Here is a 22,858-nt window from a genome sequence, read left to right as displayed (position 1 = left end):
ATCAGGCCGGAACCGAGCCGCCGGCGTTCTCGCCGGTGCCGTCGCGGCGGGCCTTCGCAGAGGCCAGGGTGTCGCGCAGTTCCGTTTCCATCTTCTTCAGTTCCTCTTCGGCCCTGGCGCGCCGCGCCTTGCCTTCGTCCGCGATCTGGAGGCTTTCCTGAATCGTGCCGATCAGGTCGGCGTTGGCCTGCTTGACGGCCTCGATGTCGAACACGCCCCGCTCCATCTCTTCGCGGATCACCTTGTTGCTTTCCCGCAAATTCGCCGCGTTCGACGTCAACAATTCGTTGGTCAGGTCGTTGGCGTCGCGCACCGCCGCCGCCGCCGCCCTGGACCGCTGAATCGTCACCGCCTGCGCAAGCTGCGTTTCCCATAGGGGCACGGTGTTCACAAGCGTCGAGTTGATCTTGGTCACCAGGCTCTTGTCGTTTTCCTGCACCAGCCGGATGGAGGGCAGGGATTGCATCGTCACCTGCCGCGTCAGCTTCAGGTCGTGCACGCGGCGTTCCAGATCGTCGCGGGCGGCGCGCAGGTCGCGCAGCTCCTGCGCCTTCATCACCTGATCGCCCTCGGGGGCGGCGCCGACCTCGGCCTCTTTGGCGGGGATCGTCACGGTGTCCAGCTCTTCGAGCTTTTCCTCGCCCGCCGAGATGTAAAGCGCCAGCTCGTCGTAGAACTGCAGCGTCTTTTCATAGAGCATATCGAGCGACTTGATGTCCTTCAGCAGCGTGTGCTCGTGCTTCAGAAGATCGTCGGTGATCCGGTCGATCTGGCCCTGCACATCCTCGAAACGCGCGGTGAACTTGGCGAAGGGCGCGGCGCGGCCCAAGAGCTTTTCCCACCACGAGCGTTCGCGGCGCACGTCCAGCTCGGACACCGAAAAGCCGCGGATCGTGGTGACGATGTTGCGCAGGGAATCGCCCGCCGGGCCCACGTCCTTGTTGCGCACATCCGTCAGCATCGCCTGGGAAATCGTCTGCAATTCCGCCTGCGCGGCAGAGCCGAAGGACACGATGGAATTCGTGTCGGACATGTCCAGCTCTTCCATCCGGGTGCGGATTTCCTCGGACAGCGCCGGGTCGGCCTGCTTCAGCGGCACCACGGCACTGGCCTCTTGCGGGTCGGGCAGGACAACGGCGTTGACCTCGTCGACCAAGGCAACGGTCTTCTCGGCTTCCTGGCGGGTCTGTTCAGACATGGTTTCGGTATCCCTTTTTGGAAAGTCTTAACCCGTGGTGTCGAGATGCACGCCTTCGCGCCGCAAGCGGTCGCGCAGGACCTCGATTTCCACGGAAAGGTCGGCGTTGTTGTCCAGAAGCAGCTTGTCGATCTTCTTGTCGAAGGTCTCTTCGAGATCGGTGAGCAGCATCATGAAGTCGCTCTTGGCGGCCCGGGCGGGTTTGCGGGCGTTGATGTCCGAGAACTTCACCGCCGCGTCGCGGGCGCCCATCAGGTAGACGCCGAGGAACTTCTTGGCGGCGGTCAGGTCGCGGGGGTCTTCCTCGACCGTGCGGATCATCTCGCGCACCTTGACGGTGAAGCGTTCGACCCGGGCCTCGACCTGCCGGTCGTCGGCGCGGCGCACGGCGTCCTTCATCGCGGCGAGGTATTTCTCGGCCTCGTCCACGACGCGGGCGACGCGGTCCTGCTGGAAGGTGTCGACACCCTCCATGCCCTTGTTCTTCATGGGATCGATGCCAAAGGCGCCGATGTGCAGAACCCCGGCGGCGGTGCCGAAGATCAGCGGCGCCAGAAGGCCGGGCTCCGAGGTCCAGGCGGCGATCGCGGTGCCGATGCCACAGGCCACGGCGGCGAAGAGCTTGCGCGGGATGGCGGGGCGGCGGGCGATCTTGCGGGCGTCATAGGCGGCCTGCGCCTTCAGCCCGTCGCGCAGCAGCCAGGCCCCGAGGATGAGCATCCCGGCCCCGGCCAGTCCCATGGCCAGCCCAAGGGCACCGCCGCCCAGCGACAGCGCGGCCAGCACGATGCCGGGGATGAACATGACGTTCGAGCGGGCGCCCACCGGCGTCACCTGCGCGCCCTTGTAGGCGGGGGTGCGGTCGGGCGTCTGCGGGTCGGATGATCCGTCGGGGCTGTACTTGCCGCCAAAGCGCTGCGCCATGGCTCAGAGCCCCCCGAGCCAGCCGGTCGCCACTCCGAACAGAAGCACGATCAAGAGGACGTAACAGACCTTCTGCAAGGCGTTTGCGGACATGACGGACCCCTGTCCCTTTACCCTTCCGGTTGGAACTTAAGGGCAAAATGCTGCGCTTGCTAGGGGGAAGCAGGCGGGCTTTCGCTCAGGCGGCGGATTCGCGGGGCATCCGGTCCAGCAGGCGCCGGGCTTCTTCGTCGAAGGCATCGGTGCGGGAGGGGCCGGCCAGCTTCAGGGCGCGGCTGTCGAAGGTTTCGGAGAGCGTCTCGACCTTCGCGAGGAAACGGCGGCGGGCAAAGCTGTAGCCGGGGCCACCCTGCGCGGTCAGCAGGCGCGGGGTCTCGGTCTCGAGCAGCACGGCGATCCGGTCGGAAAGCGCCAGAACCCGGTCGAAGCGGTGCTCCTGCCCGAATGGGGCGGCCAGCTGCCGGGCCACGGACAGGCGCAGGGCCTCTGCGCGGCGCAGCAGCTCGGCGTCGGCCAGCGGGTCAAGCAGGTCCGAGACGGCGAGCAGGCGGTCGTCGAGGGTCTGCGCCTGACGTGTCTCGGTGTCGTCCCGCGAGGGTTCGGCACCGGGACTGGCCTTGTCGATCAGCGGGTCCGTGCCGAAGGCGGTCAGGCTGAGGGCGGTCGCCAGAACCCCGCAGGCAATCGGCAGAAGCAGGGCGTCGAATCGGTGCCCGGCAAGGACAAAGGCCACGAGGCCCAGCAGGGCAGAGCCGAGGATCTTGCGCGGCAGGCGGGGGCTGCGGGCATCGCGGGCAAGGTCGTAATCGCGGTGGATGCGTTGCCCGGCCGCGATCAGCCGCAGGGCCACCGACAGCAGCCAGATCATCGCAAGGCCGGTGGCGATCCCGGTAAACGACCCCTGGAAGACCCACAGCAGCAACGGCAGGGCGGCCAGAAACAGGATGCTCAGGCCGGAATCGAGGGGCCGGAGGTCGGAGAAGCCGCTGGGAAGGTTGTGGTCCGGGCGGGTCATCGTCGTCATACCGTGTAGCTGAGGCCGAAGATCAGGAACCAGAGGGCGACGAAGGCCAGCCGCCTGTGAAGCGTTCCCGAGGCGCGGGCGCGGGTGGTGCAGCCGGTCACCACCGACAGCGTGTCCCGGGTGACCATGCGCAGGCTGCCCACCGCGACAAGGGCGGAGCCGGCCAGGATGGAAAAGGCAATGAGCGTGATCATCATGCCTGCGAGGATTCCGCCGGAACGGGGCGAAATCGCGGCAAGCAGCGGGAATTTTCGGGAAGGCTTAACGCTGGGTAAAAGGCGCGGGGCCCCTCAGCGCCGCTTGCGCGTCACGTTCCGGGGCTTGGCGGGGCCGGGTTTGCCCGCCTTGCCCTTGCCTGCCTTGCCCGAAGGTCCGGGGCGTGCCGGGGGCTCCTGCGCGGGCGAGGGCAGGCCCAGCTGGTCGCGCACGATCCGGCCACGCACCTCCTGCACCTCGCCGGGCTTCATCTGGCCCAGCTGGAACGGCCCGTAGGACAGGCGAATCAGGCGGTTCACGGTCAGCCCGATGTCGGCCATCGCCCGCCGGACCTCGCGGTTCTTGCCCTCGCGCAGGCTGACCGTCAGCCAGGCGTTGGCGCCTTGCTGGCGGTCGATGGCTACGGTCATCGGCTGGAAGGTCTGGCCGTCGATGGTCAGGCCCTCGCGCAGCGGGGTCAGCATGGCGTCCGTGGGGCGGCCATTGACGCGCACCCGGTAACGCCGCAGCCAGCCGGTCGAGGGCAGCTCCAGCTTGCGCTTCACGGCACCGTCGTTGGTCAGCAGCAACAGCCCTTCCGAGTTGAGGTCCAGCCGGCCCACGCTCATGACCCGGGGCAGGTCGTCCGGCAGGGCGTCGAAGATCGTCGGGCGGCCCTGCTCGTCCTTCGTGGTCGTCACTAGGCCCGCGGGCTTGTGATACAGCCAGATCCGCGCGGCTTCGGGCGCGTCGAGCGGCTTGCCGTCCACCTCGATCCGGTCGCGATCGGTCACGTTGAGGGCGGCGCGGTCGATGACCGCCCCGTTGACGGCGACGCGGCCCTCTTCGATCATGCGCTCTGCCTCGCGGCGGCTGGCAAGTCCGGCGCGGGCGATGACCTTGGCGATGCGGTCGCCCTCGGGGGTGGGTTTGGTGCTCATGGCCCCGGCCATAGCCGATTGCGCGGGGCGTGGGAACAGGGCAACGCGACCCGGCGCGCGCAGGCGTCACGGTATTTGCGGCGCTGCCCCGCCCGACCGCCTTCGCGATTCCGGTGAGACGGTGCAGATTGCGCGAAAGAACCCGGCCTTCACCCCGCGAAATTGCAAAGAGGGCAGCTCTGGGGCATCGATGTCACCGCATGGCCGCGATCTTCGGCGGGGCGCAGGAAACCCGGCAAGCCGACACAGGACCGGGGCAGGCCCATGCCTGCGCGCCGGGCTGGCGCGGCGATTGTGCCGCCCCGGCCTGCGGATTCTCCGAGCGGCCCCGGCGGGCGGCGGTCTTGCCTGTTCCGGTTCCGGGGAGGATCCGCTATCAGGGCGCGACGCGAGACCGGAGCGCCCATGACCTTTCGCAGCCACATGCAGACCGCCCTTGCCGAGGCCCGGGCCGCCGCCGCCCGCGGCGAGGTGCCGGTGGGTGCCGTCGTGGTCTCTGCCTCCGGGGCGGTGATCGCGCAGGCGGGCAACCGCACGCGCGAGACCAACGACCCCACCGCCCATGCCGAGATCCTCGCCATCCGCGAAGCCTGCCGGGTGGCGGGGGCGGAACGGCTGCCCGACCATGACCTTTACGTCACGCTGGAGCCCTGCCCGATGTGCGCCGCCGCGATTTCCTTCGCGCGCATCCGGCGGCTGTACTACGGCGCCGCCGATCCCAAGTCCGGCGGCGTCGCGCAGGGGCCGCGGGTCTTCAGCCATCCGCAGGCCCATCACCGCCCCGAGGTCTACGACGGCATCGGCGCGGAAGAGGCCGCGCGGCTGCTGAAGGCTTTCTTCGAGGCGCGGCGATGACACGGGTGATCCTGTTCAACAAGCCCTTCGGCGTGCTGTCGCAGTTCACCGACAAGGGCACCGAAGGCAGCCCGCGCCCGACCCTGTCGGGATTTGTCGATGTGCCGGGCGTCTACCCGGCCGGGCGGCTGGACCGCGATTCCGAAGGGCTGCTTGTGCTGACCGACAACGGGCGGCTTCAGGCGCGCATCGCGGCGCCGAAATTCAAGCAGCCCAAGACCTACCTCGTGCAGGTCGAGGGCATCCCGGACGACCGCCAGCTGGCGGAGCTGCGGGCGGGGGTGGTGCTGAAGGACGGCAAGACCCTGCCCGCGACATGCGAGCAGATCGACCCGCCCGGCCTGTGGCAGCGCGATCCGCCGGTGCGCTTCCGCAAGACGGTGCCGGATTCCTGGCTGTCGCTGACGATCCGCGAGGGCAGGAACCGGCAGGTGCGGCGGATGACGGCCCATGTCGGCCTGCCCTGCCTGCGGCTGGTGCGTTGGTCGGTCGGCGACTGGACGCTGGAGGGGCTGGCGCCGGGGACATGGCGGGACGCCTGAGGCGCCGGGGCCTGCGACTGTCGCGGTGACCGGCAAGACCGGGGAGCGGGGCCGCTGTCCGTGAAGCCAGCCGCGCGGTTGGATGTTTCAGGCGCAGGGCAGTGGCGCGCAGCGGGCGGGCCGGGCGCGGCTGGGCCGCGAAGAGGGGGGCTCTGCCCCCGCCTGGGGCTCCCCCGGGATACTTGCGGACAGAAGAGGCGGGGCCCAGGCGCCTGGCCTGGGGGTCAGACCCATTTTGCCAGAGGCGGCAGGCTCATGAGGACGGCGTTGGCGTCATGGCCGGTGGCGAGGCCGAATTTCGTGCCGCGGTCGTAGACGAGGTTGTATTCCGCGTAGAGGCCGCGGTGCACCAGCTGGGCCTCGCGTTCGGGCTTGCCGAAGGGCAGGGGGCGGCGTTTCTCGATCAGCGGCAGGAAGGCGGGCAGGAAGGCGCGGCCGATGTCCTGCGTCAGGGCGAAGTCGGCCTCCCAGTCGCCGGAATTGCGGTCGTCCATGAAGATGCCGCCGACGCCCCGGGCGCGCTTGCGGTGCGGGATGTAGAAGTATTCGTCCGCCCATTCCTTGAGGCGCGGGTAGAGGTCGGCGCCGTGGGGCGCCAGATGCGCCTCTTGCGTGGCGTGGAAATGCGCGGTGTCCTCGGCGTATTCGAGGCAGGGGTTGAGGTCGGATCCGCCGCCGAACCACCAGGCCCCCGGGGTCCAGAACATCCGCGTGTTCATGTGGACGGCGGGGCAATGCGGGTTCTGCATATGGGCGACGAGGCTGATGCCCGAGGCCCAGAAGCGCGGGTCCTCGGCGATGCCCGGCACGCCGCGCGCCGCCATGGCCTGCTGCGCCGCCGCGCCCAGCGTGCCGTAGACCGTCGAGACGTTCACGCCGACCTTCTCGAAGACCCGTCCGTCGCGCATGACGCTCATCAGCCCGCCGCCCGCGTCCGCGCCGTCGTCGGCGTGGCGGGTGGTTTCGCTGACGTCGAAGCGCCCGGGGGCGAGGTCGCGGAGCGGGCCCCTGTGATGGCTGTCCTCCAGCCCCTCGAAGGCGGCGACGATCTGGTCGCGCAGGGTGCTGAACCACGCGCTTGCGCGGGCCTTTTCCTCTGCCATGGGTGCGGTCACGGGCGCCTCCTTCTTCAATGCGCGGGGGCGGCGACCGGGTCGAGCAGGGTGCGCCCGCCGTCCACGGTGATAATCTGCCCGGTGACGAAGCCCGCCCCGTCGCAGGACAGGAACTGCACCGCCTCGGCCAGCTCTCGCGGTGCGGCGATGCGGCCCAGCGGCGTGTGGTCCTCGATGTCCGAGCGGTAGGTCTTGTGGGTCTTCAGGGAATCCTTGAGGCTGGCCGACATGACCGAGCCGAAGGCCACGGCGTTCACCCGGATGCGTTCCGGCGCCAGCGCCACGGCCATGGAGCGTGTCATCTGGTCCAGCGCCGCGCAGCTGACCGAGTAGCCCAGCAGGTCGGGGTGCGTGCGCCGCGCGGCGATGGACGACAGGTTGACGATGGCGCCGAGCTGACCGTCGTCGCCGTCCTGTTTCTCGGCCTGCTTGATCATCCGCCGGGCCACCAGCTGCGACATGCGGTAGGCGGTCATCAGGTTCTGGTTCAGCAGCTGCATCACCGTGTCGTCGCTGCAGTCCAGCGGGTCCGAGGGCAGCATCTGCCGCGAGCCGTTGACCAGAATGTCGACCCGGTCAAAGGCGTCCAGCGTCGCCGACAGCAGGTTCGCCATGGTCAGCTTTTCGCGCAGGTCGCCGGCGTAATAGCGGATCTGGCTGTCTTCGTCCGCATTGTCGCATTCCTGCGACAGGCGCTCTTCGTCGATGTCCGCCAGCATGACGTTGGCGCCCTTGTTCGCGAAGTGCCGCGCGATGGCGAGGCCGACGCCATTGGCCGCGCCGGTGATGATGGCGGTTTTGCCTGCGATGGAGAAGCTCATGCGAGGGGCCTTTCGCCGCTAGGGTGGGTCAGCGCCGCTTGCGCGCTGCGTGCAGGATCTTGAAGCGGGTGTCGCCGCCGATCTCGGTCGTGTCACGGAACAGCGTGTCCAGCGCGGTCTCGTATGGCAGGTGGCGGTTGGCCACAAGCCAAAGCTGCCCATGCGGGGCAAGAACGCGGGCGGCGGCCTCGATGAAGGCGCGGCCGAGGGCCGGGTCGGCGCGGCGCCCGCTGTGGAAGGGCGGGTTCATGATCACCGCATCCAGCGGTGCGGCGGGCGCCCAGCGAGTGGCATCGGCCCAGTGGAAGGCCGCGCGCCGGTCGGTGACATTGGCCCGGGCGCAGGTCAGGGCGCTGTGGTCGGCCTCGACAAGGTCCAGCGATGTGACGCCGGACCGGGTCAGGATCTCGCGCGAGAGCCAGCCCCAGCCCGCGCCAAGATCCGCGATGCGGCCCTTCAGCGTGGCAGGCAGCACCGCGGCCAGGGCGACAGAGGCCGGGTCGGCCCCGTCGGCGGAAAAGACGCCGGGCGCGGTGATGCCGTCCGGGGTGTCGAGCCTGTCGGGGCGCCGCCAGCCGGACAGCGCCTGCGCGGCGCCGGGGGCGCGGAACCACAGGCATTTGCCATGGGCCTTGGAGACCTGACCCAGCACTTCCACCCGGCTGCGCAGGGCCTTCGCGATGGCCTCTATGCCGTCGGTCTTTGCCCCGTCGACCACCACGAGGTCGGTGGCAAGGGCGGCTGCGCGGGCGATGCGGTCCTCTGCCAGATCGCGGGCGCGGGGCAGGGTCACGATGACGGCGGCGGCCTTGTCGGGCAGGGCAGGAGAGGCCGGCAGCCCCCGGGCCTCCCATGCCTCGACGTCTGGGCGGAAGCCCTGCACCACCCGGGCGCGCTCTGCCGCGACCGGCAGGTCGGCGTCGCCGGGCGCACCGTACAGAACGACCGGGCCGCTGTCGGGCAGGACAAGGCCGCCGGAGGCGACGGCGTAGGAGAGGCGTGAACTGCTCATGGCCGAGGGCAGGCGCGGGGGCCTATTCCTTTTCCATCGTGCATTGCAGCGGGTGCTGGTGGCGGCGGGCGAAGTCCATCACCTGCCCCACCTTGGTTTCCGCGATTTCGTGGCTGAAGACGCCGACCACAGCGACGCCCTTCTTGTGGACGGTCAGCATGATCTCGAAGGCCTGCGCATGGGTCATGCCGAAGAAACGCTCCAGCACGTGGACCACGAATTCCATCGGCGTATAGTCGTCGTTCAGCAGCAGCACCTTGTACAGCGGCGGGCGCTGGGTCCTTGTGCGGGTCTTGACGGCAATCGAGGCATCCCCGTCGTCATCGCTGCCGCGGGGCGGCATCGCGCTGACGGTCAACGATAGGGTCCGGGGCGTCTGTGGATCGGTCATGGGGATATTGGCACTTTGCGTTTCCGGAATTGGCCTCAGTATATAGCCTATGCGCCCCGGGCGAAAAGGGGGGCAAGGGCTTTGGGGGCATTATGACGGACAAACTCCTGACAATCGGTTTCGACGCGGACGATACGCTCTGGCACAACGAGCGGTTTTTCGAGATGACGCAGGCCCTGTTCACGTCGCTGCTGCGCGATCACGCCGACGGCGACCACCTGCAAGAGCGCCTGATCGCGGCAGAGCGGCGCAATATCGGCAGCTATGGATTTGGCGTGAAGGGATTCACCCTGTCGATGATCGAGACCGCCATAGAGGTGACCGGGGGCCGCGTGCCCGCCAGCGTGATCTCGGAAATCCTCGCCGCCGGGCGCGAGATGTTGGACCATCCGGTCGAGCTTTTGCCGCATGCCGCCGAGGCGGTCGAGGCGCTGGCCGCAAGCCACCATCTTGTGCTGATCACCAAGGGCGACCTGCTGCACCAGGAGCGCAAGCTGGCGGCCTCTGGCCTGGGGGATCGCTTCGACGGGGTCGAGATCGTGTCCGACAAGCGGCCCGAGACCTACGCTCGCATCTTCGGCGGCACGCCCGGCGGGGTGGCGGGGGCGATGATGGTCGGCAATTCGATGAAATCGGACGTGGTGCCCGCGGTCGAAGTCGGCGCATGGGGCGTGCATGTGCCCTTTTCGCTGGTCTGGGCCCTGGAAGAGGCCGAGGCCCCGGACGCGCCGCGCTATCGCGAGATCGCCGATCTGGGCGCCTTGCCGGGGCTGGTCGAGGCGCTGTCCTGAGTCGCGGGCCTTCGCCGCATTTTTGCCGCAATTCGACACAATCGCGACACATTCGCCCCCATGGTGCCCGAAGGGTGGCAGCGCCCAACATCTGGACGCGAAGTTTACGCGAATACCGTTTCTGGTCAGCCGATTGCAGTCTTCTCTTGAAGTCGTTGTCGTGCTAACCTTCGGTGAACCAAGCTGGGCAGAAGATCCGGCTGGCAGAGAATAAAGACGCCACCCGGAAAACCGGGGGTCCGAGGCAGAAAGGCGGAATATCGTGACGGGACGTCGCAGGCAGTCGCACGGGCGCAATGCGCTCTATCTATTCACGCTCATGTGGTTTGCGGTCATGCTGCCGCTCAGCGCCTTCGCGGCGCCCTATGCGGCCATGGTGATGGATGCGCGATCTGGAAAAGTCCTGCACGCGCAGAACGCGGATACACGCCTGCACCCGGCCTCCCTGACCAAGATGATGACGCTCTATATCGCCTTCGAGGCGGTGCAGAACGGCGAGCTGTCGATGGACACCTATGTGACCATCTCGAAGAATGCCGCGGCCGAGCCGCCGTCGAAGCTGGGTCTGAAGCAGGGGCAGAAGATCCAGTTGCGCTACCTCGTGCGGGCTGCGGCGATCAAATCGGCCAACGATGCCGCCACCGCCATCGGCGAGGCCATCGAGGGCTCTGAAGCGGCCTTCGCGCGCCGCATGAACCGCACGGCCAAGGCCATGGGGATGACGCGCACGACCTTCCGCAATGCCCACGGCCTGACCGAAGAGGGGCACCTGTCCACGGCGCGCGACATGTCGATCCTCGGGCGGCACGTGATTTACGACTACCCGATGTATTACAACCTCTTCGCCCGCCAGACCGCGGATGCCGGTGTGCGCACCGTGTCGCATACCAACCGTCGGCTGCTGCAGGACTACAGGGGCGCCGACGGCATCAAGACCGGCTACACCAGCGCGGCGGGCTTCAACCTGACCGCCTCCGCCGAGCGGGGCAGCCAGCGGGTCATCGCCACGGTCTTCGGCGGTCGCTCTACCGCGACGCGCAATGCCAAGGTGGCGGAACTGCTGGATCTTGGGTTCCGCGAGGCGCCCAGCCGGGTCGCCCTGCGTGCCCCGGGCAAGCCGCCTTACCTTGGCCGTGGCGCCGGGGCCGGGGGCATCGCGGTCGCGAACAACTCTGACCCGGCGCCGGGCACCCGGGCGAAATCGGTGCGCGTGGCCTCTGCGGCGGTGACCCGCAGCCTGCGCCCGAAACAGCGCCCCGGGACCGGTGCCGCCGATGTGGCGCCTCTGGTGGCAGAGGTGCGCGACGACATCGACATGGTGCTGAAAGAGGTCACCATGACCGCCGCCGTCGTGGCAAAAGAGGCCTCGGCCCCGACTCCGGCCGCCGTTGCCGCGCCCATGGGCGTGGTCAAGCCCGTGCGCCGCCCCGAAACGGTGGTCGCCGCCGCAGCGCCCCCGCCGCGGGATACGCCGACCCCGGCGCGCGCCGCCGAGGTGGTGACCCGCGTCTCGACCTCGGGCGGGCGGCACTGGGGCATCAACCTTGGCCGCTACCCCAGCCGTTACCACGCAGAGAAAGTGCTGCTGAAGACCGCGCTGGCAGAGACCGCCACGCTGGACGGGTCGCTGCGCAAAGTGGTGCATAGCAACCGTGGCTTCGACGCGAACTTCATGGGGCTGACGCGGGAGACGGCAGAGCTGGCCTGCAGACGGCTTCAGGCGCGCCAGGTCACCTGCTTCATGATCGGGCCGAGCTGACCCCCCCCCCCGGTGCAACGGCAGGGCGGCCTGATGCGGGTATGATCCCGCGACGGGCGTCAGGTCAGCGTATCAGGGATGGTGCGCCGGTAAAGCGGGCTGGTCGCCGCGTTCAGGTCAGGCGGATGGCCATGGCCGTCGGGCGGATGCCCCTCTCGGGGGGGGGGGCGCATTCAGGGGATCGGACCGCCTGCGCGCGGGGGTGGCGGGACGCAGGCCGCGCCCCGTCCTGCCGTCTGAAGCCGCGTCAGGCGCGCCCGTAGGCCTCGGCGATCGCGATCTGCAGGGCGTCCTTCACCGACTTGTCGGTATAGACCATCAGCTGAAACGCCGGGTAATAGCGTTCCGCCGACATCACGGCGGCGCTGATCATCGTGTCGATCTGCTCGGGCGAGGCGATATTGCCGCCCGCCAGCACCAGCCCGTATTTGTAGACCATCAGCTTGGGTTCCGCCCAGTAGCTGAAGGCACCGGCCCAGCACTGGTCGTTGACCGCGTTCAGCCCCTCGTAGAGCGCCGGAAGCCGCTCGACCGGGGGTTCCATCTCGAAGGTGCAGATCATGCGCAGGGTTTCGTCGCCGCCGGACCAGGCCAGCGTGATCGAGTAGGTGCGCCACTGCCCCTCGACCGCCATGGCGATCTGGTCGTCCGCGATGCGGTCGAATTCCCAGTCGTTGAACTCGGCGATGTGCTCGACGATGTCGATGGGATGCACGTCTTCGGTCAGATACTGCTCGGACAGGGCCATGCCTTCACCTCTTTGGTTCGTAGCGCAAGGGCTGCTCAAACCCCCCAAGCGCTTGCCGCCTGCTCTAGGGCCTGCGGAGCTTCCCCCGCGCCCTTACAAGATATGGTGCCTGTGCCGCAGGTGCCCTGTAAAGCGAAATTTTGTTGATAACTCCAATAATCTGTGGACCAATCCGATTCGTGTTCAAGATATGGGTAAAGCTTCGGCTGCCTCCTTCAGGGCCCGGGCAAAGAGCTGCTGGGACCGGCTTGGCGCGGCTTCCGGGCGGGTCATCAAGCCCACCGGTCCGGCGGTCAGGCCAAGGTCCAAGGGCAGCGCGGTCAGGCGCCCGTCGGCGCGGTCCTGCGCCACCACGCCCTCGGATATGAACCACAGCGCGTCGGTCATGCGCAGGTAGCTGCGCCCGAAGGCGCCGGACACGCAGTCGATCCGGTCGGCGAAGCTGGTCAGCCCCTGCGCCATGCACCAGCGGTCCACCAGCGGCCGGATCGCGGCGCCCTCGGGCGGGTAAAGCACCGGCCAGCGGGTCAGCGCCTCGGCGGCCGGGGGGGCGCCCTCCAGTGGATGGCCCGCGCGTGCGACCAGCACCACCCGCTCCTGGTGCAGCTGCATGAAAGAGACGCCCTGCATCGTCTCGGCGGCGCCCATGCGCCCGATCACCATGTCCAGCCGCCCCTCCCGCAGGTCCGCGGTCAGGGCCCCATGCGCGCCGTCGCGCAGGTGCAGCCGGGTGTCGGGCGACAGGGCGCGGAACCGCAGCACCGCCTCGGGCATCAGCCGCGCCGCGACCGAGGGCAGGGCGCCCACGCGCAGGGCCTCGCCGCCGCCCTGGCGCAGTTCCGCAACCCCGTCCAGCCCGCGCCGCAGGGCGGCAAGGCTTTGCCCGGCGAACTCATGGAAGACGCGGCCTTCCGCCGTCAGCCGCACACCGCCCCGGTCCCGGGTCATCAGCGCGGCGCCCAGCAGGTCCTCCAGTTCCTTCAGCGTCTTCGAGACGGCGGGCTGCGTCAGGTTCAGCTCGGCGCAGGCGGCCTTCAGGCTGCCCAGCCGCGCGATGGCCAGAAAGCACTCCACATGCCGCAGCTTGATCCGCCGGTCTATCATATGACTTTCCATTTTGGTTAAGTAAGTGGCCTGATATCTCATTTTACATCTGCATTCCAGACAGTATCTACTGGCGCAAAGGGAAGGAGATCTTCATGCGCACGCAGGTCTGTATCATCGGCGGAGGGCCGTCCGGGCTGCTTCTGGGCCAGCTTCTGCACCGTCAGGGCATCGAGACGGTCATCCTTGAACGCAAGACCAAGGACTATGTCCTCGGCCGCATCCGCGCGGGCATCCTCGAACGCGGCACCGTCGGGCTGATGCGCGAGGCCGGTGTCGGCGCGCGCATGGACCGCGAGTGCTTTGTCCATGACGGCACGGTGATCTCCTACGGCGACGACCAGTTCCGCATCGACTTCACCGAGCACACCGGCAGCCATGTCGTGGTCTACGGCCAGACAGAGATGACCCGCGACCTCTACGAGGCGCGCGAAGCGGTCGGAGCGCTGATTGTCTACGAGGCCGAGGGCGTCACGATCCACGGCGCCGACAGCGACGCGGCCCATGTGACCTATGTGAAGGACGGGACCGAGCACCGGATCGACTGCGATTTCATCGCCGGCTGTGACGGTTTCCATGGCGTCAGCCGTCAGGCGATCCCATTGAGCACCCGGCGCGAATACGAAAAGATCTACCCCTTCGGCTGGCTGGGCGTGCTGTCGGAAACGCCCCCCGTGCACGAGGAACTGATCTACGCCGGGTCAGAGCGCGGTTTCGCGCTGTGTTCCATGCGCAATGCCAACCTCAGCCGCTACTATATCCAGTGTTCGCTGTCCGACAGCCCCTCGGACTGGACCGATGCCGCCTTCTGGCAGGAACTGAAGCGCCGCATCCCCGGGGAACACGCCGATGCGCTGGTCACCGGCCCCACCATCGAGAAAAGCATCGCGCCGCTGCGGTCTTTCGTGACCGAGCCGATGCGCTGGGGTCGGCTGTTCCTCTGCGGTGACGCCGCCCATATCGTGCCGCCCACCGGCGCCAAGGGGCTGAATACCGCGGCCAGCGATGTACACTACCTGTATACCGGGTTGACGCAGCATTATCAGGGCGATGACGAAGGGCTTGAGCGCTACTCGGAACGCGCGCTGGCGCGGGTCTGGAAGGCCGAACGCTTCAGCTGGTCGATGACCAACCTGCTGCACCGCTACCCGGACATGTCGCCTTTCGACATCAAGATGCAGCAGGCCGATGTCGCCTTCCTCAGGTCCAACACGCAGGCGCAATCGGTTCTGGCCCAGAACTACATCGGCCTGCCATACTGACCCCCGGAGGAGACCCATGACCAACCGTTTCGATACCGGCATGACGGTGCGCCGCCGCGTTCTCGGCGAGGCCCATGTCGACCGCGCCGAGGCCGCGAAGACCGACTTCGACGCGCCTTTCCAGGAAATGATCACCGAAAGCGCCTGGGGCACGGTCTGGGCCTCGGACCGCATCTCGGACCGCGAACGGTCCATGCTGACGCTGGCGCTGCTGGCGGCGACCGGCAATTTCGAGGAAATCCCGATGCACATCCGCGCCACCGCCCGCACCGGGGCGACGAAGGCCGATGTGGCCGAGGCCTTCCAGCATGTCGCCATCTATGCCGGTGTGCCGCGCGCCAACCACGCGCTGAAGCTGGCGAAACAGACCTACGCCGAGATGGAACAGGACTAAGCCGGGAAACGCGCAAGACCCCGGACCCGAGGAGGACCCGATGACCAACGGATACACCGCGCGCGACCGCGCATGGCACCCGCCTGCGCTGACGCCGCTCTACAAGACCAGCGTGGCGCGCTCGCCGCGCTTCGCGCCGCTGGGCCACGCGACCTCGGCCTCGGAAGAGACCGGTCCGGTCTTCGGTCACGACATCCTCGGGCCGAAGGACAACGACCTGATCACCAACTTCGCGGCGCCCGGCGAGATGGCCATCGGCCCGCGCATCGTGGTGCAGGGCCATGTGCGCGATGAATTCGGCCGCCCGGTGCCGCATACGCTGGTCGAGGTCTGGCAGGCCAATGCGGGCGGGCGCTATCGCCACAAGAAAGAGGGCTACCTCGCGCCGCTCGACCCGAACTTCGGCGGCTGCGGTCGCTGCATCACCGACGAGAACGGCTTCTACGAGTTCCTGACGGTCAAGCCCGGCCCCTATCCCTGGCCCAACGGCCCGGACGACTGGCGGCCCGCGCATATCCACCTCTCGGTCTTCGGCCATTCCTTCGCGCAGCGGCTGATCACGCAGCTGTACTTCGAGGGCGACCCGATGATCTGGCAATGCCCCATCGTCGGCACGATCCCCTCGAAAGAGGCCATCGAAGGCCTGATCGCCCGGCTCGACCGCAGCAATTCCCTGCCGATGAACGCGCTCTGCTACCAGTTCGACATCACCCTGCGCGGCCGCCGCCAGACCATGTTCGAAAACCGCCCGGAGGGACTGTGATGACCCGCGCCAAGGAAACCGCCTCGCAGACCGCCGGACCCTATGTCCACATCGGCTGCACCCCCAATTTCCTCGGGATCGAGGGCATCTTCCCCGAGGATCTCGGCACGCGGATGATCACCGGCGAGCCTGCGGGCGAACGCATCACCGTGACCGGATCGGTCATCGACGGTGCGGGCAACGTGCTGAAGGATGCGCTGGTCGAGATCTGGCAGGCCGATGCGGCGGGGAAATTCCCCGGCCAGGGCGGCGCCGAGGGTTTCACCGGCTGGGGCCGCAGCCCCGGCGACATGGAGACCGGCGAGTTCACTTTCGAGACCCTGAAACCGGGCCGCGTCGCCTGGCACGACGGTCGCCCGCAGGCGCCCCACATCACCGTCTGGGTGGTGGCGCGCGGCATCAACCTCGGCCTGCACACGCGGATCTACTTCCCCGACGAGGAAGCCGCCAATGCCGAGGATCCGATCCTGCAACGGGTCGAACACCGACAGCGCATCAAGACCCTGATCGCCCGGAAGACCCCGGAAGGCTATCGCTTCGACATCCGCCTTCAGGGCGAGGACGAGACGATCTTCTTCGACATCTGATCCCCGGTGTCCCACGGCAGGGGGATGCGCGCCCCCTGCTTCTTCTTGGCCCAAATACCTCCTGCAACGCGGCCCCCAACGCCCGGCCCGCCCCCCTTGCACCCCGCCCGCATCCGCCGCAGGGTGCCGCCCAAAAACGAAGGAGCGCCCCTATATGACCAAACCCTGCATCATCTGCGTTGCCATCACCGGCTCTGTCCCCCGCAAGTCGGACAATCCGGCGGTGCCGGTGACGATCGAAGAGCAGATCGAAAGCACGCAGGCGGCCTTCGAGGCGGGCGCCTCCATCGCCCATTGCCACGTCCGCGACGAGGACGAGACCCCGACATCCGACCCCGAGCGTTTCGCCCGTCTCAAGGAAGGGCTGGAAAAGCACTGCCCGGGCATGATCGTGCAGCTGTCGACCGGTGGCCGCTCCGGCGCCGGTCAGGCGCGCGGCGGCATGCTGCCGCTGCGGCCCGACATGGCCTCCCTGTCGGTCGGGTCGAACAACTTCCCGAGCCGCGTCTACGAGAACCCGCCGGATCTGGTGGACTGGCTGGCCGCCGAGATGAAGACCTATGAGGTCAAGCCCGAGATCGAGGCCTTCGACCTCAGCCACATCTTCAAGGCCGCCGAGATGAACCGCGACGGGCGCATTCCCGGCAAGCTCTACGTGCAGTTCGTCATGGGCGTGAAGAACGCCATGCCCTGCGACCGCGAGGTCTTCGACTATTACATCAAGACCGTGCAGCGGCTGGTGCCGGATGCGGAATGGTGCGCCGCGGGCATCGGGCGCCACCAGGTCGAGGTCAACGAATGGTGCATCGCCGCCGGCGGCCACACCCGCACCGGGCTGGAGGACAACGTGCGCTGGGACAAGCAGACGCTGGCTCCGTCGAACGCGGCGCTGGTGCAGCGCGCGGTGGACCTGTGCGAGAAATACGAGCGCCCCGTGGCCACATGGCAGCAGGCCCGCGAGATCCTCGGACTGCGGGCGGTCTGACAGCGCTTGGCGCGCCTTTCCGCATCGACGGAAAGGCCACCTTTCCCGGATCGCGGGCGCCCCTTGGCGGCGGCGGAGGGGGCTCTGCCCCCGCTGCGCTCCCCCGAGGGTATTTGGACCAAGAAGAAGCAGGGGCGGGCGCGCAGGTCTGCCCGGGCCGGTGTGGCGCGCGCGGGTTAACGCAATGGTAACCTGGGTGATGCAGCATGGGGCATGCGACTGGTTTCTCTCCTGTTGTGCCTCGGTCTCGCCGCCTGCGATGCGGCGGAGCCGGGGTTTCGCGGCGCCGAGAGGGTGGTCAGCCGGGTCGAAGGCAGCACCTTCACCCTGCGCATTCGCGGCGACATGGCCGAGGCGATCCGGACCTCGCCCGAGGCCTTCCCGCTGTTCCGGACCGTGGCGCGCAGGGCCGCCATCGCCGCGCAGGTGAAGACCGGCTGCCGCGCCGACTGGGTGCAGGGCGACCCTGCGATGATGCTGATCGGGCTGGCCTGCGAGGGGCGCAGGCCACCCAAGATCCCGAAGGCACGCCGCGACCTCTATTGCGACCTCAGCGCCTTTACGCTGCGTGACGGGATCGGCAGCGGGGCGCTGGCATGTCAGAGGGTATAGCCCCCACGCGTGGATGTGACCGCGATATCTTGTGGAAAAGCCGTGATTGGCCGCCAGATGCGCCCCCGGTGCCGTTGACAGCTTCGGCCCGAATCCGCACCCTGATCCGAACCGAGGGAATCGGAGCAGGCAGGTGCAGTTCACAAAACTCCGGCTTACGGGCTTCAAGAGCTTCGTCGATCCGACGGACCTGATCATCGCGCGCGGGCTGACCGGCGTGGTCGGGCCGAACGGCTGCGGCAAGTCCAACCTGCTGGAGGCGCTGCGCTGGGTCATGGGCGAGACCCGCGCCAAGGCCATGCGCGGCGGCGGGATGGAGGACGTGATCTTTGCCGGGGCCGCGACCCGGCCCGCCCGCAATTTCGCCGAGGTCTGCCTGACCATCGACAATGCCGACCGTCTTGCCCCCGCCGGGTTCAACGAGACCGACCAGCTGGAAATCGTGCGCCGCATCACCCGCGACGTGGGCTCTGCCTACAAGGTCAACGCCAAGGACGTGCGGGCGCGTGACGTGCAGATGCTCTTTGCCGATGCGGCGACGGGGGCGACCTCTCCGGCGCTGGTGCGGCAGGGGCAGATCTCGGAACTGATCAACGCCAAGCCCAAGAACCGCCGCAAGGTGCTGGAGGATGCTGCCGGGATCGGGGGCCTGTATCAGCGCCGCCACGAGGCGGAGCTGAAGCTGAACAGCGCCGAGCAGAACCTCTTGCGCGTCGATGACGTGGTCGAACAGCTGGCCGCGCAACTGGCGCAACTGGCGCGGCAGGCCAAGCAGGCGGCGCGCTACCGCGCCATCGGCGAGGAGTTGCGGCAGGCCGAGGGCTTGTTGCTGTACCGCCGCTGGCGCGAGGCCGACGAGACGCGCTCGGCCGCCGAGGCCGCCCTGCGCGAGACCATCACCGCCGCCGCCCGGGCCGAGACCGCCGCCCGCGAGGCCGAGACCCTGCGCGCCACGCAGGAAGAGGCCCTGCCGCCGCTGCGCGAGGAAGAGGCCATCGCCGCCGCCATCCTGCAGCGCCTGACCGTGCAGCGCGACGCGCTTGGCGATCAGGAAAGGCAGGCGCAGGACCGCATTGCCACGCTGACCAAGCGCATCGAGCAGCTGGCCCGCGACATGGAGCGCGAGGCCGGGCTGAACCGCGACGCGGGCGAGACCATCGAGCGCCTCGAGTGGGAGGCGAAGGGGCTGGCCAAGGCCGCTGACGGCCACGACGACCGGCTTGCCGAGGCGCAGGAGATGGCGTCGGACGCGGCGACGGTGCTGCACGAACGCGAGGCGGAGCTTTCGGCGCAGACCGAGGACGTGGCCCGCCTTGCCGCCCGCCACCAGTCGGCGCAGCGCTTCCTTGCGGATTGCCGCAAGACGCTGGATCGGACGGAAGCCGAGGCCGCCAAGGCCCGCGCCGCCGTCACGCAGGCCCGCGAGACGCTGGAAACCGGCACCGAGGCCGCAGAGCGCGCGCATTTTGCGCAGGAGCATGCCGCCGAGATGGCCGAGCAGGCCGAGGTTACCCTGTCCGAGGCCGAGAGCGCCCGCGCCGAGACGCAGGGGTGCGAGGCCGAGGCGCGGGGCGAGAGATCCAGCGCCGAGGGCGAGCTGAACGCGCTCTCCGCCGAGGTGACGGCGCTGGCGCGGCTGTTGGATCGCGACACCGCCGAGGGCGGGCAGATCCTCGACCGGTTGCAGGTGGAACAGGGCTTTGAAAAGGCGCTGGGGGCGGCGCTGGCCGACGATCTGCGCGCGCCCGAGGTGGCCGGCGACGGCCCGACCGGCTGGCTGGTGCTGCCCGCCTACGATGCCTCGCAGCCGCTGCCGCAGGGCGTGACCGCGCTGACGCAGCATGTCTCGGTTCCCGATGTGCTGCAGCGGCGCATGTCGCAGATCGGTCTTGTCGATGCCGAGGCCGGGCCGCGCCTGCAACCGCTTCTGCAACCCGGGCAGCGGCTGGTCTCGCTGGAGGGCGATCTCTGGCGCTGGGATGGCTTCCGCGCATGGGCCGAGGATCAGCCCTCTGCCGCCGCGCTGCGGCTGGAACAGCTGAACCGGCTGGAGGCGCTGCGGCAGGAAATGACCGAGGCCGAGACCCGGCTGGAGGGCGCCCGCTCGGCCCACGAGGCCTTGGTGGCGCGGCTGGCCGAGCTGACGCGCGCCGACAGGGATGCCCGCGACGCCCGGCGCAGCGCCGATCAGGCCCTGACGGAGGCCACCCGCGCGCTGAACCGCGCCGAGAACGATCGCGATCTGGCCGAGAGCCGCCTGGAGAACGCCACGCTGGCGGTGAAACGCTATGAGGACGAGGCCAGCGCCGCGCGCGGGCAATTGCTGGAGGCCGAGCGCGCGCAGGCGGGGCTGGAGGATCTGGACGAGGCCCGCGCCCGCGCCGAGGACGTCAAGCTGACGGTCGAGGCGGCGCGCATGACGATGATGGCCCGCCGCTCTGCCGCCGACGAGTTGCGGCGCGAGGGCGAGGCCCGCAAGGGCCGGTCGCAGCAGGTGACGAAAGAGCTTTCGGGCTGGCGCCACCGTCTGGAGACCGCCGAGAAGCGCGCGCAGGAACTGGCGGAGCGCAAGGCGGGCGCGGAGGACGAGCTGGCGGCGGCCTCGGAGGTGCCCGGGGAACTGGCGGCGAAGCGGGCCGAGATGTCGGACTCGATCGCCGAGGCCGAAGAGCGCCGGGGCGTCGCCGCCGATGCGCTGGCCTCTGCCGAAACGGCGCTGCGGGCCACCATCGCGACCGAGCGCGACGCAGAGCGGCTGGCCGGTGAGGCCCGCGAGGGGCGCGCCCGCGCCGAGGCCCGGGCCGAGGCCGCGCGCGAGACCGTCGCCGCCGCCGCCGAGCGCATATTCGAGGAGATGGAGGTCACGCCCGCGCAGCTTCTGGAAAAGCTGGACGTGGACCCGGACCAGACGCCGCCCGCCGATGCGATGGAGCAGGAGGTCAGCCGCCTGAAGCGCCAGCGCGACGCCCTGGGCGCGGTCAACCTGCGCGCCGAGGAGGACGCCCGCGCGGTGCAGGAAGAGCATGACGCGCTGGTTGCCGAGAAGGCCGACCTGGAAGAAGCGATCCGCACCCTGCGCAATGGCATCGCCTCGCTGAACCGCGAGGGCCGCGAGCGCCTGCTGACCGCCTTCGAGCAGGTGAATTCGAATTTCACCATGCTGTTCACCCACCTCTTCGGCGGCGGCGAGGCGAACCTTGTCATGGTCGAATCCGACGATCCGCTGGAAGCCGGGCTGGAGATCATGTGCCAGCCGCCGGGCAAGAAGCTGTCGACGCTTTCGCTGATGTCGGGCGGCGAGCAGACGCTGACCTGTCTGGCGCTGATCTTCGCGGTCTTCATGGCCAACCCCTCGCCGATCTGCGTGCTGGACGAGGTCGACGCGCCGCTGGACGACGCCAACGTCACGCGCTTCTGCGACATGCTGGACGAGATGTGCCGCCGGACCGAGACGCGCTTCCTGATCATCACCCACCACGCGGTGACCATGGCGCGGATGGACCGGCTGTTCGGCGTGACCATGCAGGAACAGGGTGTGTCGCAGCTGGTCTCGGTCGATCTCAAGCGGGCCGAGAGACTGGTGGCGTGACGGGCGGCCCTGACGGGCCGAAGCCAGGTATTTTTACCAAGAAGAAGCAGGGGGCGCGGTCGGGGGGACCGCGCCTGAAGGGTTTTTGACAGGGAAGGCGGGCGGGGTCAGTCGCAGATGGCCTTCAGCGCCTGCCACTCGGCCTTGTTGAGGATGGGCCTGGTGTCGTTCTGTGTTCCGGCGAAGGCGCGGGCGGCCTCGGCCCTGCCCCGGGTCATCGGGTGGGACGAGAGGTATTCCGGGACCGAGAGGCCCATTTCCTGCTGCATCTCGTCGATGATGCCGAAGAAGTCGGCAAGGCCCTCGGCGCTGGTATCCGCGCTGGCCAGCATCTGCAGGGCGAAGGCATCGGCGGCGGTCTCGGCCTCGCGGGTGTAGCTGGTCGAGAGCAGGTGTTCGCCGATCACCGCGACGGCGGCGCCGCCGGTGAAATCGCCGAGAAACATGGTCAGGAGGCCCGCCGAGCCCGCGGCGCGCAGGGCGTGGCGGGTGGCGTCGCGGGATTCGACATGGCCGATTTCATGCGCCAGCACACCCGCCACCTCGTCGGGGCTGTCGGCCCTGTCGAGCAGCCCGCGCAGGATGACGACCTGCCCGCCGGGGGCGGCGAAGGCATTGACCATCTCGTGGTCGAAGACCGAGAGGTTGACCTCGTATTGCATGTCCTGGCTGGCGGTCAGCCGCGCCAGCATCCGATCCAGCGCCGCCCGCCCCGCCGGATTGTTGCAGCGGAACCCGCTTGTGCCGCGCCCGCCGAGGAAGCGTTCCATCTGGCCGACGACGGTCTTGCCGAAGGCGACCTCGCGTTCCACCGGGATCACACCCGCCAGCGTATTCGCCATGGCGGGCAGGATCACGAAGAGCAGCAGCAGCGCGGCGGTGACGGCGCCCGCCGTATAGGTCAGCACCTTGCGGGCCGTGCCCGGGCGGACGTCGCGGCGGAAGAGGCCGGGCCGGGTGCGGTGCATCCAGTCGATCAGCGCCGGGTCGAGGATCACCAGCCGCGCCGGGTCGCGCGGGGCCTCGTCGTCGGTCGGGGCCATGCGGGTCAGGGTCAGCCGCGCCTTGTCCTGCGTGTCGGCCAGCGCGCGCAGGTCCATCAGCCGCCAGCGCAGCGGGTCCGGCAAGGTCTCGCCCTCGATCAGCAGCGCCTGACGGTCGTCCGAGAGGGCGACACGCACCGCGTGCCGCCCCGCCGTCAGCCCGTCGTAGAAATGGGCCGTGGTGCCTTGCATGCCTGTCCCCC

General features: G+C 68.8%; 23 protein-coding genes. 11 read left to right on the top strand and 12 right to left on the bottom strand.

The window, feature by feature from the left end; genetic code table 11:
- Position 1: 1 nt before the first annotated feature.
- From ACN5KJ_RS13630 to ACN5KJ_RS13610, 5 genes are all read right to left on the bottom strand, one after another.
- Positions 2-1,198: a toxic anion resistance protein gene (locus ACN5KJ_RS13630; RefSeq protein ID WP_418594611.1), complete on the bottom strand. Its 1,197-nt coding sequence runs from the start codon at positions 1,196-1,198 to the stop codon at positions 2-4.
- Positions 1,199-1,225: 27 nt separating this feature from the next.
- Positions 1,226-2,122, bottom strand: a complete 897-nt coding sequence (locus tag ACN5KJ_RS13625) for a 5-bromo-4-chloroindolyl phosphate hydrolysis family protein (protein WP_418594609.1) — start codon at positions 2,120-2,122, stop codon at positions 1,226-1,228.
- Positions 2,123-2,300: 178 nt separating this feature from the next.
- The gene (locus ACN5KJ_RS13620; protein ID WP_418594608.1) at positions 2,301-3,146 is read right to left on the bottom strand and encodes a hypothetical protein; all 846 of its coding nucleotides are present in this window, start codon (positions 3,144-3,146) and stop codon (positions 2,301-2,303) included.
- Positions 3,143-3,343, bottom strand: coding sequence for a hypothetical protein (locus tag ACN5KJ_RS13615; RefSeq protein ID WP_347166564.1), 201 nt, complete (start codon positions 3,341-3,343; stop codon positions 3,143-3,145). The genes ACN5KJ_RS13620 and ACN5KJ_RS13615 overlap by 4 nt, the downstream gene beginning before the upstream one ends.
- A 93-nt stretch (positions 3,344-3,436) precedes the next feature.
- Positions 3,437-4,282: a pseudouridine synthase gene (locus tag ACN5KJ_RS13610; protein WP_418594606.1), complete on the bottom strand. Its 846-nt coding sequence runs from the start codon at positions 4,280-4,282 to the stop codon at positions 3,437-3,439.
- 405 nt (positions 4,283-4,687) lie between these two features.
- Here ACN5KJ_RS13610 and ACN5KJ_RS13605 point away from each other — a divergent pair, with 405 nt between their 5' ends.
- Entirely contained in the window at positions 4,688-5,137 is a 450-nt protein-coding gene (locus tag ACN5KJ_RS13605; RefSeq protein WP_418594604.1) for a nucleoside deaminase, read from the top strand.
- Positions 5,134-5,679, top strand: a complete 546-nt coding sequence (locus ACN5KJ_RS13600; RefSeq protein ID WP_418594602.1) for a pseudouridine synthase — start codon at positions 5,134-5,136, stop codon at positions 5,677-5,679. The genes ACN5KJ_RS13605 and ACN5KJ_RS13600 overlap by 4 nt, the downstream gene beginning before the upstream one ends.
- A gap of 224 nt (positions 5,680-5,903) precedes the next feature.
- On the opposite strand, the gene hemF is transcribed toward ACN5KJ_RS13600, so the two are convergent.
- From hemF to clpS, 4 genes are read right to left on the bottom strand one after another with little or no spacing between them, the layout of a single operon-like run.
- A complete protein-coding gene (gene hemF, locus ACN5KJ_RS13595) occupies positions 5,904-6,782 on the bottom strand; it encodes an oxygen-dependent coproporphyrinogen oxidase (protein WP_418594663.1) in 879 nt (292 codons plus the stop codon).
- Positions 6,783-6,808: 26 nt separating this feature from the next.
- Complete coding sequence (locus tag ACN5KJ_RS13590) at positions 6,809-7,615, bottom strand: SDR family oxidoreductase (RefSeq protein WP_206563120.1); 807 nt, start codon at positions 7,613-7,615, stop codon at positions 6,809-6,811.
- Positions 7,616-7,643: 28 nt separating this feature from the next.
- Complete coding sequence (locus tag ACN5KJ_RS13585) at positions 7,644-8,627, bottom strand: class I SAM-dependent methyltransferase (protein ID WP_418594600.1); 984 nt, start codon at positions 8,625-8,627, stop codon at positions 7,644-7,646.
- Between the two features lie 22 nt (positions 8,628-8,649).
- Positions 8,650-8,970, bottom strand: a complete 321-nt coding sequence (clpS, locus tag ACN5KJ_RS13580) for an ATP-dependent Clp protease adapter ClpS (RefSeq protein ID WP_023851182.1) — start codon at positions 8,968-8,970, stop codon at positions 8,650-8,652.
- 140 nt (positions 8,971-9,110) lie between these two features.
- Between clpS and ACN5KJ_RS13575 the strand changes: the two genes are divergently transcribed.
- Positions 9,111-9,809, top strand: a complete 699-nt coding sequence (locus ACN5KJ_RS13575; RefSeq protein ID WP_418594598.1) for an HAD family hydrolase — start codon at positions 9,111-9,113, stop codon at positions 9,807-9,809.
- A 319-nt stretch (positions 9,810-10,128) separates the two neighbouring features.
- Positions 10,129-11,568, top strand: coding sequence for a D-alanyl-D-alanine carboxypeptidase family protein (locus ACN5KJ_RS13570; RefSeq protein ID WP_418594662.1), 1,440 nt, complete (start codon positions 10,129-10,131; stop codon positions 11,566-11,568).
- A gap of 247 nt (positions 11,569-11,815) precedes the next feature.
- Here ACN5KJ_RS13570 and ACN5KJ_RS13565 read toward each other — a convergent pair whose 3' ends face one another.
- Positions 11,816-12,316 carry a YbjN domain-containing protein gene (locus ACN5KJ_RS13565; RefSeq protein WP_023851179.1) on the bottom strand — a complete coding sequence of 167 codons (501 nt, stop codon included), beginning with the start codon at positions 12,314-12,316 and terminating at the stop codon, positions 11,816-11,818.
- Between the two features lie 183 nt (positions 12,317-12,499).
- Positions 12,500-13,420, bottom strand: a complete 921-nt coding sequence (gene pcaQ, locus ACN5KJ_RS13560) for a pca operon transcription factor PcaQ (protein ID WP_418594597.1) — start codon at positions 13,418-13,420, stop codon at positions 12,500-12,502.
- Positions 13,421-13,515: 95 nt separating this feature from the next.
- On the opposite strand from pcaQ, the gene pobA reads away from it, so the two are divergent.
- The 7 genes from pobA to smc all read left to right on the top strand — a co-directional run bounded on the left by pobA (position 13,516) and on the right by smc (position 21,612).
- Entirely contained in the window at positions 13,516-14,682 is a 1,167-nt protein-coding gene (gene pobA / locus ACN5KJ_RS13555; RefSeq protein WP_418594595.1) for a 4-hydroxybenzoate 3-monooxygenase, read from the top strand.
- A 16-nt stretch (positions 14,683-14,698) separates the two neighbouring features.
- Positions 14,699-15,076 (top strand): 4-carboxymuconolactone decarboxylase, encoded by a 378-nt coding sequence (pcaC, locus tag ACN5KJ_RS13550; protein WP_206563126.1) that lies wholly within the window; start codon positions 14,699-14,701, stop codon positions 15,074-15,076.
- A gap of 40 nt (positions 15,077-15,116) precedes the next feature.
- A complete protein-coding gene (gene pcaH, locus ACN5KJ_RS13545) occupies positions 15,117-15,839 on the top strand; it encodes a protocatechuate 3,4-dioxygenase subunit beta (RefSeq protein WP_418594593.1) in 723 nt (240 codons plus the stop codon).
- Entirely contained in the window at positions 15,839-16,426 is a 588-nt protein-coding gene (gene pcaG, locus ACN5KJ_RS13540; protein ID WP_418594591.1) for a protocatechuate 3,4-dioxygenase subunit alpha, read from the top strand. Before pcaH ends, pcaG begins: the two co-directional genes overlap by 1 nt.
- Positions 16,427-16,580: 154 nt before the next feature.
- Positions 16,581-17,411, top strand: coding sequence for a 3-keto-5-aminohexanoate cleavage protein (locus tag ACN5KJ_RS13535; protein WP_206563129.1), 831 nt, complete (start codon positions 16,581-16,583; stop codon positions 17,409-17,411).
- 213 nt (positions 17,412-17,624) lie between these two features.
- Complete coding sequence (locus tag ACN5KJ_RS13530; protein WP_418594589.1) at positions 17,625-18,023, top strand: hypothetical protein; 399 nt, start codon at positions 17,625-17,627, stop codon at positions 18,021-18,023.
- Between the two features lie 133 nt (positions 18,024-18,156).
- On the top strand, positions 18,157-21,612 hold the full coding sequence (gene smc / locus ACN5KJ_RS13525) for a chromosome segregation protein SMC (protein WP_418594587.1): 3,456 nt from the start codon (positions 18,157-18,159) through the stop codon (positions 21,610-21,612).
- A gap of 107 nt (positions 21,613-21,719) precedes the next feature.
- Here the strand turns inward: smc and ACN5KJ_RS13520 are convergent, their stop codons facing one another.
- A complete protein-coding gene (locus tag ACN5KJ_RS13520; RefSeq protein ID WP_347166574.1) occupies positions 21,720-22,847 on the bottom strand; it encodes a M48 family metallopeptidase in 1,128 nt (375 codons plus the stop codon).
- Positions 22,848-22,858 lie beyond the last annotated feature (11 nt).

The sequence above is a fragment of the Ponticoccus sp. (in: a-proteobacteria) genome (assembly GCF_048381735.1).
This window is presented reverse-complemented; position numbering and strand designations above follow the sequence as displayed.

Bases quoted from the DNA above. Each gene is read 5' to 3' on its own strand.
- ACN5KJ_RS13630 (WP_418594611.1), bottom strand. From the start codon at position 1,198: ATGTCTGAACAGACCCGCCAGGAAGCCGAGAAGACCGTTGCCTTGGTC.
- ACN5KJ_RS13625 (WP_418594609.1), bottom strand. From the start codon at position 2,122: ATGGCGCAGCGCTTTGGCGGCAAGTACAGCCCCGACGGATCATCCGAC.
- ACN5KJ_RS13620 (WP_418594608.1), bottom strand. From the start codon at position 3,146: ATGACGACGATGACCCGCCCGGACCACAACCTTCCCAGCGGCTTCTCC.
- ACN5KJ_RS13615 (WP_347166564.1), bottom strand. From the start codon at position 3,343: ATGATGATCACGCTCATTGCCTTTTCCATCCTGGCCGGCTCCGCCCTT.
- ACN5KJ_RS13610 (WP_418594606.1), bottom strand. From the start codon at position 4,282: ATGAGCACCAAACCCACCCCCGAGGGCGACCGCATCGCCAAGGTCATC.
- ACN5KJ_RS13605 (WP_418594604.1), top strand. From the start codon at position 4,688: ATGACCTTTCGCAGCCACATGCAGACCGCCCTTGCCGAGGCCCGGGCC.
- ACN5KJ_RS13600 (WP_418594602.1), top strand. From the start codon at position 5,134: ATGACACGGGTGATCCTGTTCAACAAGCCCTTCGGCGTGCTGTCGCAG.
- hemF (WP_418594663.1), bottom strand. From the start codon at position 6,782: ATGGCAGAGGAAAAGGCCCGCGCAAGCGCGTGGTTCAGCACCCTGCGC.
- ACN5KJ_RS13590 (WP_206563120.1), bottom strand. From the start codon at position 7,615: ATGAGCTTCTCCATCGCAGGCAAAACCGCCATCATCACCGGCGCGGCC.
- ACN5KJ_RS13585 (WP_418594600.1), bottom strand. From the start codon at position 8,627: ATGAGCAGTTCACGCCTCTCCTACGCCGTCGCCTCCGGCGGCCTTGTC.
- clpS (WP_023851182.1), bottom strand. From the start codon at position 8,970: ATGCCGCCCCGCGGCAGCGATGACGACGGGGATGCCTCGATTGCCGTC.
- ACN5KJ_RS13575 (WP_418594598.1), top strand. From the start codon at position 9,111: ATGACGGACAAACTCCTGACAATCGGTTTCGACGCGGACGATACGCTC.
- ACN5KJ_RS13570 (WP_418594662.1), top strand. From the start codon at position 10,129: ATGTGGTTTGCGGTCATGCTGCCGCTCAGCGCCTTCGCGGCGCCCTAT.
- ACN5KJ_RS13565 (WP_023851179.1), bottom strand. From the start codon at position 12,316: ATGGCCCTGTCCGAGCAGTATCTGACCGAAGACGTGCATCCCATCGAC.
- pcaQ (WP_418594597.1), bottom strand. From the start codon at position 13,420: ATGATAGACCGGCGGATCAAGCTGCGGCATGTGGAGTGCTTTCTGGCC.
- pobA (WP_418594595.1), top strand. From the start codon at position 13,516: ATGCGCACGCAGGTCTGTATCATCGGCGGAGGGCCGTCCGGGCTGCTT.
- pcaC (WP_206563126.1), top strand. From the start codon at position 14,699: ATGACCAACCGTTTCGATACCGGCATGACGGTGCGCCGCCGCGTTCTC.
- pcaH (WP_418594593.1), top strand. From the start codon at position 15,117: ATGACCAACGGATACACCGCGCGCGACCGCGCATGGCACCCGCCTGCG.
- pcaG (WP_418594591.1), top strand. From the start codon at position 15,839: ATGACCCGCGCCAAGGAAACCGCCTCGCAGACCGCCGGACCCTATGTC.
- ACN5KJ_RS13535 (WP_206563129.1), top strand. From the start codon at position 16,581: ATGACCAAACCCTGCATCATCTGCGTTGCCATCACCGGCTCTGTCCCC.
- ACN5KJ_RS13530 (WP_418594589.1), top strand. From the start codon at position 17,625: ATGCGACTGGTTTCTCTCCTGTTGTGCCTCGGTCTCGCCGCCTGCGAT.
- ACN5KJ_RS13520 (WP_347166574.1), bottom strand. From the start codon at position 22,847: ATGCAAGGCACCACGGCCCATTTCTACGACGGGCTGACGGCGGGGCGG.